At 62.8% G+C, this 14,532-nt stretch carries 10 protein-coding genes and 3 pseudogenes; 9 read left to right on the forward strand and 4 right to left on the reverse strand.

What is annotated here, in order from left to right:
* The first annotated feature begins 140 nt into the window (after window positions 1-140).
* Genes AC0L15_RS01235 through AC0L15_RS01245 form a run of 3 tightly spaced genes read left to right on the forward strand, consistent with a single transcriptional unit; the run spans window position 141 to window position 5,895 of the window.
* Window positions 141-4,268 carry a GAF domain-containing protein gene (locus AC0L15_RS01235; protein WP_473495817.1) on the forward strand — a complete coding sequence of 1,376 codons (4,128 nt, stop codon included), beginning with the start codon at window positions 141-143 and terminating at the stop codon, window positions 4,266-4,268.
* Window positions 4,265-4,654, forward strand: coding sequence for a response regulator (locus AC0L15_RS01240; protein WP_287064162.1), 390 nt, complete (start codon window positions 4,265-4,267; stop codon window positions 4,652-4,654). The genes AC0L15_RS01235 and AC0L15_RS01240 overlap by 4 nt, the downstream gene beginning before the upstream one ends.
* Window positions 4,651-5,895, forward strand: a complete 1,245-nt coding sequence (locus tag AC0L15_RS01245) for an adenylate/guanylate cyclase domain-containing protein (protein WP_473495818.1) — start codon at window positions 4,651-4,653, stop codon at window positions 5,893-5,895. Before AC0L15_RS01240 ends, AC0L15_RS01245 begins: the two co-directional genes overlap by 4 nt.
* A gap of 7 nt (window positions 5,896-5,902) precedes the next feature.
* Here the strand turns inward: AC0L15_RS01245 and AC0L15_RS01250 are convergent.
* Both AC0L15_RS01250 and AC0L15_RS01255 read right to left on the reverse strand, forming a co-directional pair.
* Window positions 5,903-6,214: pseudogene (locus AC0L15_RS01250) on the reverse strand (alpha/beta fold hydrolase); the annotation flags it as partial.
* A 377-nt stretch (window positions 6,215-6,591) separates the two neighbouring features.
* The gene (locus tag AC0L15_RS01255; RefSeq protein WP_473495819.1) at window positions 6,592-7,857 is read right to left on the reverse strand and encodes a tetratricopeptide repeat protein; all 1,266 of its coding nucleotides are present in this window, start codon (window positions 7,855-7,857) and stop codon (window positions 6,592-6,594) included.
* Window positions 7,858-7,889: 32 nt separating this feature from the next.
* Between AC0L15_RS01255 and AC0L15_RS01260 the strand changes: the two are divergent.
* The 3 genes and pseudogenes from AC0L15_RS01260 to AC0L15_RS01270 form a co-directional block, all read left to right on the forward strand.
* Window positions 7,890-8,330: pseudogene (locus AC0L15_RS01260) on the forward strand (SDR family NAD(P)-dependent oxidoreductase); the annotation flags it as partial.
* 121 nt (window positions 8,331-8,451) lie between these two features.
* Window positions 8,452-9,328 (forward strand): annotated as a pseudogene (locus AC0L15_RS01265) (AraC family transcriptional regulator).
* 286 nt (window positions 9,329-9,614) lie between these two features.
* Complete coding sequence (locus tag AC0L15_RS01270) at window positions 9,615-9,992, forward strand: VOC family protein (protein WP_128169596.1); 378 nt, start codon at window positions 9,615-9,617, stop codon at window positions 9,990-9,992.
* A gap of 123 nt (window positions 9,993-10,115) precedes the next feature.
* Here AC0L15_RS01270 and AC0L15_RS01275 read toward each other — a convergent pair whose 3' ends face one another.
* Complete coding sequence (locus tag AC0L15_RS01275; protein WP_353813036.1) at window positions 10,116-11,048, reverse strand: LysR family transcriptional regulator; 933 nt, start codon at window positions 11,046-11,048, stop codon at window positions 10,116-10,118.
* Between the two features lie 115 nt (window positions 11,049-11,163).
* On the opposite strand from AC0L15_RS01275, the gene AC0L15_RS01280 reads away from it, so the two are divergent.
* The 3 genes from AC0L15_RS01280 (at window position 11,164) to AC0L15_RS01290 (ending at window position 14,006) form a co-directional block, all read left to right on the forward strand.
* Window positions 11,164-12,036, forward strand: a complete 873-nt coding sequence (locus AC0L15_RS01280; protein WP_287246437.1) for an NmrA family NAD(P)-binding protein — start codon at window positions 11,164-11,166, stop codon at window positions 12,034-12,036.
* Between the two features lie 110 nt (window positions 12,037-12,146).
* Window positions 12,147-13,079: an alpha/beta fold hydrolase gene (locus tag AC0L15_RS01285; protein WP_287246438.1), complete on the forward strand. Its 933-nt coding sequence runs from the start codon at window positions 12,147-12,149 to the stop codon at window positions 13,077-13,079.
* Between the two features lie 36 nt (window positions 13,080-13,115).
* Window positions 13,116-14,006 carry an alpha/beta fold hydrolase gene (locus AC0L15_RS01290; RefSeq protein ID WP_287246439.1) on the forward strand — a complete coding sequence of 297 codons (891 nt, stop codon included), beginning with the start codon at window positions 13,116-13,118 and terminating at the stop codon, window positions 14,004-14,006.
* On the opposite strand, the gene AC0L15_RS01295 is transcribed toward AC0L15_RS01290, so the two are convergent.
* Window positions 13,996-14,532, reverse strand: coding sequence for a methyltransferase (locus tag AC0L15_RS01295; RefSeq protein ID WP_287246440.1), 537 nt, complete (start codon window positions 14,530-14,532; stop codon window positions 13,996-13,998). The genes AC0L15_RS01290 and AC0L15_RS01295 overlap by 11 nt on opposite strands.

Raw genomic sequence — 14,532 nt, forward strand, 5'->3', positions numbered from 1 at the left:
CCGGCTGCCGATTTTCCTCGCTGCGAATGGGGGACGAATCGCTCGACTGCCGGTGACCTAGTATTTTTAGTGTTATTCTGCCTATGGTTTTGCGTCTCGACCTAGAGGGCAGCGCTGCGACCGAGGGCTAGAACCTGCACATGCGGGAATTACACTGCGAACTCGAAGCTAGGATCGGGCTTCTCACGCGCGAGCTCAACGAAGCGCGCGAACGCGAGACGGCGACCGGCGAGCTGCTTCGCGTCATCGCCTCGTCGCCGACCGATATCAAGCCGGTCCTCGACGCCGTGGCGGCGAGCGCCGCCCGTCTTTGCGACGCCTATGACGTGATCATCCGGCTCAAGAAGGACGATATGCTCCATCTCGGTGCCCATTCGGGTCCGATCGCGGTCGATGAGGCGCCGTGGCCGCTGGAGCGCGACCGGGTAATGGCGCGGTCGGTGATCGATGCGGGAACCGTGCAGGTCGAAGATCTGTCCGAGGCCGGGGCCGAATTTGCGGCAGGCCGGGAAATGGCCATTCAGTTCGGCTTTCGCACCATTCTGGCGACACCTCTTGTGTGCGATGGAAGAGCGATCGGTGCGATTAGCCTGCGGCGAAGAGAGGTGAGACCGTTCAGCGACAGGCAGATCGAGCTTCTGAAGACCTTCGCCGACCAGGCCGTGATCGCCATCTCGAACGTGCGGCTATTCGAAGAAGTGCAGGCGCGGACGGCCGAACTCAGCGAAGCGCTGGCTCAGCAGACCGCGACGGCCGACGTGCTCAAGGTGATCAGCCGGTCAGCCTTCAACCTGCAAACGGTGCTCAATACGCTGACCGTGTCGGCGGCTCGTCTCTGCGACGCCGACATGTCCGGAATTTGCCGAAGCGAGGATAATGGCTTTTACTTCGCCAGCAGCCATGGCTTCCCGTCCGGCTGGGTCGAATACAACAGAGTGAACCGCCTGGATATCGGGCGCGGCAGCGTCGTCGGACGCGTTCTCCTCGACGCCACCTACGTCCATGTCGCAGACGTCCTCGCGGACCCTGAATATGCGTTCCTTGAAAACCAGCGGCGCGCGGGTTTTCGCACGATGATGGGCGTGCCCATGCTCAGGGAAAACACGCCAATCGGCGTTCTCCTGGTGGCGCGCAAGTCGGTCGCGCCGTTCACCGACAAGCAGATCGAGCTGCTCCAGACCTTCGCCGACCAGGCCGTCATCGCGATCGAGAATGTGCGCCTGTTCGATGAGGTTCAGGCGCGCACGGCCGAGCTCAGCGAGGCCTTGCGGCAGCAGACCGCGACCTCGGAGGTGCTCGACGTCATCAGCCGTTCGATCGTCGAGCTTGAGCCGGTTTTCGAGGTAATCCTGGAAAATGCCGCTCGCATCTGCGACGCCAACTTCGGCAATCTTGCGCTCCGGGAGGGCGATGGCTTCCGCCATGTCGCCGCCTACGGCGCGACCGAGGAGTGGGAAGAATTCAAGAAGGGCGGGAGCCTGATGCAGCCCGGCCCGAACACCGCGCTCGGCCAGGCGCTCGCGACCAGGCGCTACGCCCATATCGACGACGTCACGAACGATCCGGCCTTTGCCGAAGGTGATCCGCTGAGAACGCGCGTGGTCCCGCTGTTCAAGGCGCGCACCATGCTCTCCGTTCCGTTGGTCAAGGACGATGTCGTGATCGGCGCGATCACGCTGCACCGCCAGGAGGTGCGGCCCTTCACCGACAAGCAGATCGCGCTGGTCACCAGCTTCGCCAGCCAGGCGGTGATCGCGATCGAGAACGCCCGGCTGTTCAAGCAGGTTCAGGCACGCACGGCAGAACTCACCGAAGCGTTGGAACAGCAGACCGCGACGGCGGACGTGCTCAAGGTTATCAGTGCCTCGACATTCGATCTCAAGGCGGTGCTTCAGACGCTGATAGAATCCGCGGTGAAGTTAGGGGGCGCCGAATTGGGTGGCATATATATGCTCGACGGCGACGTTTACCACATATCCGCTTCGCATGGGCACTCGCCTGAGTTAAGAGCCCATGAGGAAGCCCATCCCAATCGCGTTGGCCGTGATTCCTGGGTTGGTCGCGCCGCATTGGAAAGGGCGGTCGTTCATGTCCCCGACGTGACCCTGGACTTCGAGTATGATACTCTAGATGTGCCAAAAATAGGCGAGTTCGCAGCTGGGTTATCGGTGCCGTTGTTGCGCGAAGGCATCCCGATTGGTGTCTTCTCGATGGCGCGTGCAAAGCCAGGCCCGTTTTCCGAGCGCCAGATCGAACTCGTCCAGACTTTCGCCGACCAGGCCGTCATCGCGATCGAGAACGTCCGCCTGTTCGAGGAAGTGCAGCAGCGGACGCGGGAGGCCACCGAGGCGCTAGAGTACCAGACGGCAACCAGCGATGTGCTTGGCGTCATCAGCCGCTCGCCCACTGATGTGCAGCCGGTGTTCAACATGATCGCGCAAAGTGCCGCCCGCCTGTGCGAAGCGCAGTTCTGCTTTGTCTACAGATATGATGGCCAGCTTCTGCATTTCGTCGCGCATCACGGCATCACCGAAGAAAGCGTTGAGATCGTGCGCAACACTTTTCCCGTGGCACCTACTCGCGGCAGCGCCGCCGAACGGGCAATTCTCTATCTTGACGTGGCGCAGATCCCGGACCTCACCTTGGATAGTGAATTCACGCATCGCGCCGCTGCGGCTTTTTCGGGCCTGCGCAGCGCTGTCGCCGTGCCGATGCTGCGTGACGGCCTGCCCATCGGTTGCATAGCAGTCGGGCGTGCTGAGACGGGCTTTCTTGCCGCCAAGCAAGTCGAACTTCTGAAGACCTTCGCCGACCAGGCCGTGATCGCCATCGAGAATGTCCGCTTGTTCGACGAGGTGCAGGCGCGCACGGCGGAGCTCAGCGAGTCGCTCCAGCAGCAGACGGCGACAGCGGACGTGTTAAAAGTGATCAGCCGCTCGGCCTTCAACCTGCAGAACGTGCTCGACACCCTGGCAGAGTCCGCCGCGCACCTCTGCGAGGCGGACATCGCCGATTTCTATCGCCTGGTCGACGACGGATTTCAGTGGACCACGACATTCAGCCGCGATCCGGAAGCGGCCCCTGCCCATACCAAGATCATGCGTCAGCCGGGGCGCGGATCGGTGTCGGGGCGCGTTCTCCTGGAACAGAAGACCGTTCTCGTACCGGATTTCGAAGCCGATCCCGAATTCACCTTCACCGAGGTGGCGCGGCAGCGCGGCGTTCGCTGCATCCTCGGTGTTCCGCTCCTGCGCGGCACGGAACTGATGGGGTTGCTTCTGGTTATGCGCAAGGCGCCCGGGCCCTTCTCGCCAAAGCAGATCGAGCTGGTCGAGACTTTCGCCGATCAGGCCGTCATTGCGATCGAGAACGTCCGGCTGTTCGATGAAGTGCAGGCGCGCACCGAGGAACTGTCGCGCTCGCTGGACGACCTGCGCAAAGCCCAGGATCGGCTCGTGCAGACCGAAAAGCTCGCCTCGCTCGGCCAGCTGACCGCGGGAATAGCGCACGAGATCAAGAATCCGCTCAACTTCGTCAACAATTTTTCCTCGCTCTCCGGCGACCTGATTACGGAACTGCGTGAGACACTGCAAGGCGCCGTGCTGGACGACAAGACACGTGCGGAAGTGGACGAACTATCGGAGATGTTGAAAGGCAATCTCGACAAGGTGGTTCAACACGGCAAGCGCGCCGATTCGATCGTCAGGAACATGCTGCTCCACTCGCGCTCGGGCTCGGGCGAGCACCGGCCGGTCGACATCAACGCGGTCGTGGAGGAGAGCCTGAACCTCGCCTATCATGGCGCGCGCGCCGATGGGAAAGGCTTCAACATCACGCTGGAAAGGAATTTCGACCCGAGCGCAGGCGAGGTCGATCTCTTTCCGCAGGAAATCACGCGCGTGCTGTTGAACCTGATCTCGAACGGCTTTTACGCGACGACGAAACGGCCGGCGGCTGAAGGCGAAACCGGCTACGAGCCGGTGCTGGCGGCATCGACGAAAAGCCTGGGCGATGCGGTCGAGATCAGGATCCGCGACAACGGCACCGGCATCCCGCCGGACGTGAAGGAAAAAATGTTCAACCCGTTCTTCACCACCAAGCCGGCGGGCGAGGGCACGGGGCTTGGCCTGTCCTTGAGCTACGACATCATCGTGAAACAGCACGCCGGCACGATAGAGGTGGAGACCGAGCCGGGCGCCTTCACCGAGTTCCGCATCGTTTTGCCGCGCGGCGCCGCGACGCTCGCCAAAGCAGGAGGCAACGCTTGAGCCTGCTCATCCTGGTCGTCGACGACGAGCCCGACATCGAGGTGCTGTTCCGGCAGCAGTTCCGGCGAGATCTTAGAACCGGGCGCTTCGAGATGGCGTTCGCGCTTTCGGCGCCGCAGGCGCTGGCGCTGATCGAGGCTGCGGAAAGCGCTTCGCTGATCCTCATCCTGTCGGACATCAACATGCCGGGCATGAGCGGCCTGGAGCTTCTGCCGAAAGCGAAGGCGTTGCGTCCCGATGTGCCCGTGATCATGATCACCGCCTATAGCGACGCAGAGACCAATAGGAACGCACTCGAAAACGGCGCCGAGGCGCTATTGACGAAGCCGCTCGATTTCGTCGCGCTACGCGGCGAGATTGACGTTCGCGTCGGGCTCGCGGCATGACGGCGCTGATCCTGGTCGTCGACGACGAGCCGGACCTGGAGCCGCTGGTCCTGCAGAAATTCCGCCACCAAATCCGCGACGGCGCCGTGAGCTTTATCTTCGCCCGCGACGGCGTCGAGGCGCTCGACCTGATCGCCGCCAATCCCGACATCGAAATGGTCGTTACCGACATCAACATGCCGCGCATGGACGGGCTGTCGCTTCTTGCGAAGCTCCAGGACGCCGAGGAGCGGCTGTCGACCATCATCGTGTCGGCCTATGGCGACCTGGCCAATATCCGGACCGCAATGAACCGCGGCGCCTTCGATTTCCTGATGAAGCCGATCGATTTCGCCGACCTCGAGACGACTATCGCCAAGACGCTGAGGCACCTTTCCCTTCTGCGCGACGCGCGGGGCAAGCAGGTGGCGGCCGAGCGCGCGCACGCCTCGCTGTCGCGCTACTTCTCGCCCAACCTCGCCGAGCGGCTCGCCGGCGACGCTGGCGAGCTTGCCGGGCAACGACGCGAGGTGGCGTCGCTCTTCACTGACATCGCCGGCTTCACTGCGCTGGCGGAAACGCTCGACCCGGCGGTACTGGGTGAACTCCTCAACGCGTACCTCGCCGGCATGACCGACATCGTTTTCCACCACGAGGGCACGGTGGCCAAGATCGTCGGGGACGCACTGCATGTGCTCTTCGGCGCGCCGGGCGAGCAGCCCGACCATGCCGCCCGCGCGGTCGCCTGCGCGCTTGACCTCGACGACTTTTCGGAAGACTTCCGCGCCGGCTGGCGCGCCAGGGGCGTGGCGCTCGGTCCCACCCGCATTGGCGTCCACGCCGGGCCGGCGATCGTCGGCAATTTCGGCGGCGCCCGCTTCTTCGACTACTCCGCCTATGGCGACACCATCAACATCGCGGCGCGGCTGGAAGCCGCCAACAAGCAACTCGGCACCCGTATTTGCGTGAGCGAGAGCGTCGCGAGACAGGTTGCGAATTTCCGAGGGCGGCCGGTGGGTGACCTCGTGTTGAGAGGACGAACGGAGTCGCTGCGCGCTTTCGAGCCACTGCGGCCTGAACAATGCGATGACCTCGCGACGAAGGATTACCTCGCGGCTTTCGCCAAGCTGGAAGCCGGCGACCCTAGTGCGGTCACCTCGTTCGCTGCTGAGGTAGGCAGGCGCGCAGAGGACCAGCTTGCGAGCTTCCACTTGAAGCGATTGCTGAACGGCGCGACAGGTCCGCGGATCAACATGGATTGATCGAGCCTACGTTCAAATGTCCACTTCCGCTCACTTCGATCTCCTTGAGGCTCGTTCCGAAATTCTTCAATACATGACGGCATCGGCTGGCGCGCCGATCGTGGCGATGGCGCGCACCTTGGGAACATCCTTGGCCATCGCGGACTGCCGCACCTCCGATCGAATAGCCGATCAGCAAGGACCGTGCGCGGTAATGATCGCTCAGATAGTCGACGGCCGAAAGGAGGTCGGCCACATTCGAGGAGAAATTCGTCGGCGCGAATTCGCCCTCGCTCGATCCCAAACCCGTGAAGTCGAAGCGTATGACAGCGACACCTTGCGAGCGAGCCCGGGTTTAGAAGCACCGTCCGGAGGACCGGGCAATCTCCATCGAAGGATTTCGCAAATCCGGCCTCGGATGAGGCGAAGCGTCAATCGTTGCCCATTCCGAATTAGCAGCGCTCGTTGAACGAGTGCCGCCGCCCTCTCTCTATCGTTTCTCGGGGCTTTTTCTTCCAGCGCGTCCGACTTGGGTCAGATCCGGGCGGCCGCCTCGTCCAGGCGAATATCTGCTATTCCACCTTGGCTGCGCAAAGCGGACTGGCAGCCTTCGGCCGCTTTGCCGTCATCGGCTTTGCGCCAAACCAGTCATTCCCGTGTTTCTCAATAGCCGCCGCTCATGCTCGACTGCCGGGGCGGACCGAGGTGGACATTCACTCATTCGGGAAGACCTGCCTTCAGCAAGCCTTCACGTAGGTGCTCGGCATCGGCAGGGTATCTGTAGTGCGGCATCTCCGCCCGAATGCTGAAACCGGGCTTGCGGCGGACCACCTCCGCGGCCCGGGCGCGGGCTTCGTCGAGACGCCCAAGCTGCGCCAGGCACGCTGCTTCGCGCGCCATCATCCACGGGGACAACTCGTGCCCGAGCTTCCGGTTTGCCGCCAAAGCTTCTTCATAGCGCCTCACGGCGTATAAGCAAAAGGCAAGGGTACCCCAGGCGAACTTGACGTAAGGATCAAGTCTGATGGCCCGGCGAGCCAGCTCAATGCCCTCTTCGGCGCGACCGGACACGCCAAACGCCGCGCTCAAGTGGACAATGCCGACCACGTCGTTGGGGTTGAGCGCGACACCATTCTCGAGGTGCGATATCGCCAGATCGTACTCATCGCGGAATCGGTGGATCTGCCCGAGGAACGTGTGGCATCGGCTTTCGCGCGGTTCCAGCCGGACCGCAGTCATGGCCACCTCCAATGCCCGTTGTTTGATCGCATCTGACGCGGCGCCGTAGTTATTTTCGACCAGAAGCGACAACGCCAGATAGGCGTGGGCCATAGCGTATTGCGGATCGAGAGAAACGGCCTGCTCGAACAACTCGCGAGCACGATGGTTGTTTTCCATGCCGAACCCACGCAATTGCTGAATACCGCGCAGCAGACAGTCATAGGCCGGCAGGCTGTCGGTCCGCCTGTTTGACGCTATCCTGATTTCGGCGTCCTCCAGCCGGCCCACCACGGTTGCGACGACGGTATGTGTCAACTCGTCCTGAACTTTGAATAGGTCCTCGATGCTGCGGTCGAAACGCTCGCTCCACAGATGATTACCTGGAACGGCGTCAATCAGCTGCGCCGTGATGCGAATCCGGCCGCCCATTTTGCGGACACTGCCCTCGACGATGTAGCGCACGCCAAGGTCGCGCGCGACCCGGCGCACGTCGACGGCTTTGTCGCGATACTGAAACGACGAGTTCCGGGCAATGACAAACAGCGCGCGGGAGCGTGATAGTTCGGTGATGATATCCTCGGTGATGCCGTCGGAGAAATATTGCTGCTCAGGATCGCCGCTCATGTTCGTGAAAGGCAGGACCGCGATCGACGGCTTGTCGGGAAGCGGCAGCGCAGGCCCGGCGTGCGCCGGCGCCACACCGTTCACGATTCTGAACACGCGCACCGGATTGGAAATGTTCTTGAGTTCGACCTCTCCCATGTCATCGAAGACATGAGTGCCCTTGCCCCGTAGGGCGCATCATTAATATCGGCTCGATTCTGGGATTGGTGCCGGCGCCATACTCAGCTCATTACTCTGCGGTCAAGCACGCGCTTGAAGGCTATTCGGAATCGCTCGATCACGAGGTTCGTGCTTTCGATATTCGCGTCTCGGTCATCGAGCCGGCATTCGTGCGTACCGTTTTCGACCAGAACGGGATCGAGCCGGATTCGGTGTTGAAAGAATACGATCGGGCGCGCGCCGGGCTCAAGGCGCTGCTGGGCGATGTGATGCCCAAAGCCGATCCGCCGGAAGTGGTGGCGGATGTGGTGGTCAAGGCGGCGACCGATCTCCGCCCGCGGCGTCGCTATACCGCCGGCAAGGCAGCGCGCCAGGTCAGCATTCTGCGCCGCTTTGCCCCCGCAAAGATGTTCGACAAGAGCTTGCGCAAACAGTTCCGCCTGCCGGTCTGAACCCGGTTAGCAGTGCTCCACCGCCAACGGCTTCGCATCGAAGTGAACAGGGGGGTTCAGCAAGAACTGTCGAGCGCGCTGTCTCGCAAGCTGGCAGATTGCTCTCGCACAGGAGAGCATGATGACGACGCGGCAAGATCCCTACCACGCGCGCATGAAACGGGTGTTGAGCTACATCGACCGGCATCTTGAGGATGATCTTGGCCTGGACACGCTTAGTGCCGTTGCGGCCTTGTCCAAGTACCATTTCCACCGCCAATTCAGAGGATATTTCGGCATATAATTCATCGCTACGTCCAACTCATTCGCATGAAACGGGCGGGACAGGTGCTTGCCTTCAAGGACGAGGCGAGCGTGACCGAAACCGCGCTGGACGTCGGTTACGATGCGCCCGACGCCTCGCCCGCGCGTTTCGGAAAAGCTTTGGGCAATTGCCTTCCGCATTTCGGGACACGCCCGACTGGGAGGTGTGGTTTGCCAGCCTGTGGCCATTGACCAACGCGAGGAGCAAGCTCATGAAAACGGCGTATTCATTGGCTGACGTCAACATCATCGACGTGCCGGAAACACCCGTCGCCGTCCTGCAGCACCGAGGCAATCCGGCCCTGGTCGCCGAGACTATCCAGAAATTCATCGCCTGGCGAAGGGCTGCAGGTTTGAGCGCGGCGTCCAGTGCAACCTACAATGTGTTTCATTCGGATTCCGACATAACGCCGCCGGACGAATTTCGCCTCGACATCTGTGCTGCGACCGATCGGAAAATCGAGATGAACGACCAGGGCGTGGAAGCCGGTGTTCTTCCGGCCGGACGATGTGCCGTGCTTCGCGCAATCGACGCAGAAAATGTCGAGCCGGCGATCGAATTCCTGTATCGCGACTGGTTGCCGGCAAGCGGTGAGGCCCTTCGGGATTTTCCCCTCTACTGTCAGCGGGTGAGTTTTGTTCCGATGGTTGCCGAGCACGAAGCCATCACCGACATCTTCCTGCCATTGGTGTGATTGCTGACCTTCCAATGGCGGTCATCTCCGCTACAGTCGAACGTGGGTCAAATCACCACTGGAGACAGCTAAATTCCGCGCCGAGCTGATGTCTGCTTGGTCCGCACCGCGACCTCCAGAATGGTTCGCCAACAAACACGAGCGGTTGCACAGTGCAGACAGGCGCCTTCAGGACTCCAAAGAGCGGCATTGTCAGTCGTTTTGAACCAAGAAGCCCGGCAGCGCCTGACATCGCGTATATGGATTGGGCCGGTCATCACCGCGACCGAGTCGGTAAGGAGATACAATGGAAAAGGTGCTCGGCATCGGTGGCTTCTTCTTCAGAGCGAAGGAGCCCGATGCGCTCGCTCGATGGTATGCCGACCATCTCGGCGTGGCGCTGCCGCCAGAAAGCTACGATCAACGCTCGTGGGAGCAACAGCAGGGCGCAACCGTCTTCGCACCGTTTGCTGCGGATAGTGACTATTTCGGTCGCGCCGACCAGCCGTGGATGATCAATTTCCGCGTGCGCGACCTCCAGGCCATGGTCGCACAGCTCACGGCAGCCGGAATTGCGGTTGAGGTCGACACCGAACATTACCCTAATGGTTGGTTCGCCCGGCTTGCAGATCCGGAGGGCAACCCGATCCAGCTCTGGCAGGCGGAGGGGGCCGACCGTGACTAAAGGCACCCGAGCAGGCGGAAACGCAAGCGCTGAACCTGGGCTTCGGTTGAGATCCTTCTAGAGCATCTTTCCTGAACGCGGGTCGGCTCGAGGCGTTGTGCTCCAGAGAGCCGCCTTGCGGCCTCAGTTTCCAACGTCGATCGCCGACGACATGTCCGCCGCCGCCGCGACAATGGCACGTCTCAACCATATGTGCCTGGGCGCGTCCTGCTGGCGCGCGTGCCAGACAAGGCTCATCGTGAAGCTGCCAAGATCGAGGGGCGGCGGCAACGATACGAAGCGCTTCAAGTTGGCGGCCGCTCGCGCCAGGCTCGAAGGCAGGGTCATGATGAGGTCGGAGCGGGCGGCGATCTCGAGCGCCGCGAAGAAGTTCGGCACGCGCAGCTTCACCCGCCGCGTTCGCCCGATGCGGGCAAGCACCTCGTCGACAGGCGCAGGCCCGACGCCGGTGACGCTCACCACGATATGCTCAAGCGCCAGGAAACGCTCGAGCGTCAGCTTTCGGGCGAGCGCCGGGTGCTCCGCGCGCATCAGCGTCACGAGCGTCTCGTCATAGAGGCCGCGCCGACGGATGCCGGCCGGGGCTTCGTCGACCAGCGCCACCATCGCATCGGCGCTACCCTGCTCCAGCGCTTCGATCGCGTCCGTGCCCGGCGCGACGATATCGAGATCGAGGGACGGCGCCTCGCGTCCAAGGCGGGCGAGCAGGTGCGGCGCCAGCACGGCGGCCTGGAGATCGGGCATCAGCAGCCGGATTCGGCCGGTGGCGGTGGCGGGATCGAACGCGTTGGCCTCGACCATCTCTCGCACACCCGCCAGGATGCCGCGCAGCACCGGGCGCACCTCTTCCGCACGGGCGCTGAGGACGTAGCCGCCCGGTCCATCGACCAGCAGCGCATCCGAAAACAGCGCGCGCAATCGGCCGAGCGCTCGGCTCGCGGCGGGCTGGCTCATGCCGAGCCGGCTTGCGGCACGGGTGACGTTCTTCTCGTCCAGCAGCGCTTCGAGCGCCACCAGCAGGTTCAGGTCGATCCGGCGTAAATCCACTTCGTGCATGGCAACTATATATACCATGCATTGGACGCATGGAAAGCCTGCGCCTATCGTTCCCCCGTCACGCGAGATGAAGGTCAAGCGGGATGAAGGTCAGGCGAGATGAAGGAGAAGAAGAATGTATGTCGTGCTTGGAGCAAACGGACGGGCCGGCGGCGAGGTCGCGCGCGCCCTGATCGCAGGCGGCGAAGCCGTGCGCGTCGTCCTGCGTCGCAAGGAACAGGGCGAAAAATGGACGGCCCTCGGCGCCGAGGTGGCCGTCGCAAGCATGGAGGATGCCGGCGCCATGGCCGCTGCGCTGACCGGCGCGCGGGCCGCGTTCCTGCTCAACCCGCCGCCGGTGAGCGGTGATCCCTATCAGCGCACGGAAGAAATCGGCGCCGCGCTTGCCGATGCGGCACGTCGTGCGGGTCTGCCAAAGGCCGTCGTCCTGTCGTCCATCGGCGCGCAGCATGCCTCCGGCACCGGCGTCATCGCCACCCTCAACCGCTTCGAGGCGCTGCTCGACGGCGTGGCGCCGGCCACCGCCTTCCTGCGGTCGGGGTATTTTGTCGAAACCTGGAGCGAGGTGGCGCAACCGGTCCTGTCGCAAAGCATACTGCCGACCTTTATCGAGCCGTCGCAGAAAATCCCGATGGTGAGCACGATCGATGTCGGGCGCGCGGCAGCGACCGTGCTGTGCGAGGAGTGGACTGGAAAGCGGGTCGTGGAGCTGGGCGGACCGGAAGACTGGAGCGCCGGCGAGGTGGCATCGGCCTTCGCGGACGTTCTCGGCCGGCCGGTGACGCCTGTGCTTGTTGCGCCGGAGGAGCGTGCCGCGCTGCTTGCCGAGGAAGGCGTGCCGGGCGAGGTGGCAGATGCATTGCTCGGTATGTATGAGGGAATCGCCAACGGCCTGTTTATGCGCCAGGACAGCAGCGAGCACCGGCGCGGCACGACCTTCCTGGCGACGGCGATAGAGCGCGTTGTCGCAACACCAGCCGGCCGCTGATCCTCGGCCGAGTAGCGACGGCCGAAACGGATCACGGGCTTCCAGCCACTTGCAGGGAACGTTTTCGGCCGCAATACCCCCGCATCTCGCCGACCAACGCTGTCGGCGACGTGCGGAACTCGCGCCACTCGTTTGGACTTAACTCTATTCCGGACGGCAAAAAGGGAATCCTGAACATGAGACTGCCTGCCTCACGCCAAATGCGTCACTCCGGTGGAACCGAGCTTGCCTACGTCACTGCGGGCGATCCATCCAACCCCGCTTTGCTCCTCCTGCATGGGTTTCCCAGCTCCGCAAATGCATTCCGCGATGTGATTCCAGGTCTGGCGGGCGCAGCCTATGTGGTCGCGCCCGACCTCCCGGGCCATGGCCAGTCCGGTGTCCCGCCGACACCATCCTTCGCCGCAATCAGCGAGGCGATTTCCGAATTGCTGACCCACCTCGCGATTGGGCGCCGCTTCATCCATATTCATGACTGGGGCGCCGCCGTGGGTCTGCAGATCGCCACACAGGCGCCCGAGCTGGTTTCGGGTCTCATCATCCAGAACGCAAACGCGCATCGAACCGGCTTCGGTCCTGTCTGGGACGCCGTGTTGAAATTCTGGTCAGAACCGACAAAGGAGAACGAAGCGGCCGCGACCCCCGACCTGACCTTTGAGTTCACGCGCGAGCAATATACCGGCGGCCTGCCAGAGGATGTCGCCGCCACGATCAGGGGCGACCCCTGGGTCGAGGACTGGAGGGTGATGAATCTTCCCGGCCGCATGGAGACCCACCGCGCGCTTATCCGCGACTACAAAAGCCATGCCGGGCGTTTCGATACGATCGCCGCTTATTTGAAGCAATGGCAACCGCCGGCCCTCATGCTGTGGGGCCGTCACGACCCCTATTTCGATATCGCCGAAACGCTGTCCTGGATGCAGGATCTGCCGCGTATGGAGGCGCATGTTTTCGACGGCGGGCACTTCCTGCTTGAGACGCATGCCGAACCAGCGCTCGCTGATGATCGAGTTCATCAAGCGAACACAGGAGATGCACCCTGATTGAGCCCATCCCGGACCAGTTCGAGGAGTGCAGGCATGACATCCCCCACGCAACAGCGGCTGCGCCTGTCCGGCGGGACCGAGCTTTCTTTCATCACCGCGGGAGATGCGTCCAATCCCGCGCTGCTGCTCCTGCACGGCTTCCCGAGCTCGTCGCGCACCTTCCAGGGCATCATTCCCGGCCTTGCGCGGGTCGCCTTCGTCATCGCCCCCGACTTGCCTGGCTACGGCCAATCGGCGCCGTTGCCCGCGGCGTCGTTCGTAGCGTTCAGCGGCGCAATCCAAGAGCTCCTAACTCATCTCGCGATCGATCGGCGCTTCATCTACCTGCACGATTGGGGCGCGCCTGTTGGTCTCCAGGTCGCTATGCAATCCCCCGACCTCGTCTGCGGCCTCATCATTCAGGGCGCCAACGCACACCGCACAGGGTTCGGACCGCAATGGCAAGCGACATTCGAATTCTGGTCAAACCCCACAGAAGAGAACGAAAGGGAGGCTACCGCGTTTTTGACTTTGGAAGGCACCCGCGAGCAATATTTGGGCGGCTTGCCGGAGGATGTCGCCGCCCGGGTCCAAGGCGAACCCTGGGTCGAGGAGTGGAGGGTGATGAATCAGCCTGGCGGTATGGAAACACAACGCGCACTCCTCGCCGACTACGCCAACCATGCCGCTCGCTTCAGTGTCATCTCCGACTATATCGAAACGCGGCAGCCGCCGGCGCTCATGCTGTGGGGCCGCCACGACCCGTTCTTCGACATCGCCGAAACACTGTCGTGGATGCAAGACCTTCCACGTATGGAAGCGCACATCTTCGACGGCGGCCACTTCCTGCTCGAAACCCACGCCGAGGCGGCAGCCGCGCTGATGACCGACTTTATTGAGCGAACGCAGATTGCGATTGGCCATTCAGCCACGATCAGCCCGTGAGGCGCGCACGAAACAAGGTGGAGCCGTCCGGCAGGCGCGACCTGGAGATATCCCGGAATCCAGCCTCGGTCATCCACGCGCGATACTGACCTTCAGTGTACGATTCGCCGTGGCGATAGAGGTTCAAGAAGGTGAGATTCAGAAACACACCCTCAGGCGGGCCGAGGCGGTCGTCATCGACGACACCCCACCCCGCAATTGCGATCTCGCCTCCGGGTGTGAGGCAACGCGCCGCGTTCAGGATCGAACTGCGCGCCTGGTCCGGCGGAAGGACCTGGACGACGGCCTTCAGGATCGCCAGATCGTGCCGACCGATCGATGGCGCGACGGTTATGTCCCCCTCTTCGACAATCACGTCGTCGGCACCGTATTCTGACAGGATATCTTTCGCGACCGCTGCGACCGTTGGGAGTTCCATCAGCGTCGCCGCAATCTGCGGACGCCGCTCGCGAAGTCCGACGAGAATGGTCCCGGGGCCGCCGCCGATGTCGATGACCGAGCCGATCGCCGAGAGATTGCCTTGCAA

This window comes from Mesorhizobium sp. WSM4846, from assembly GCF_055811415.1.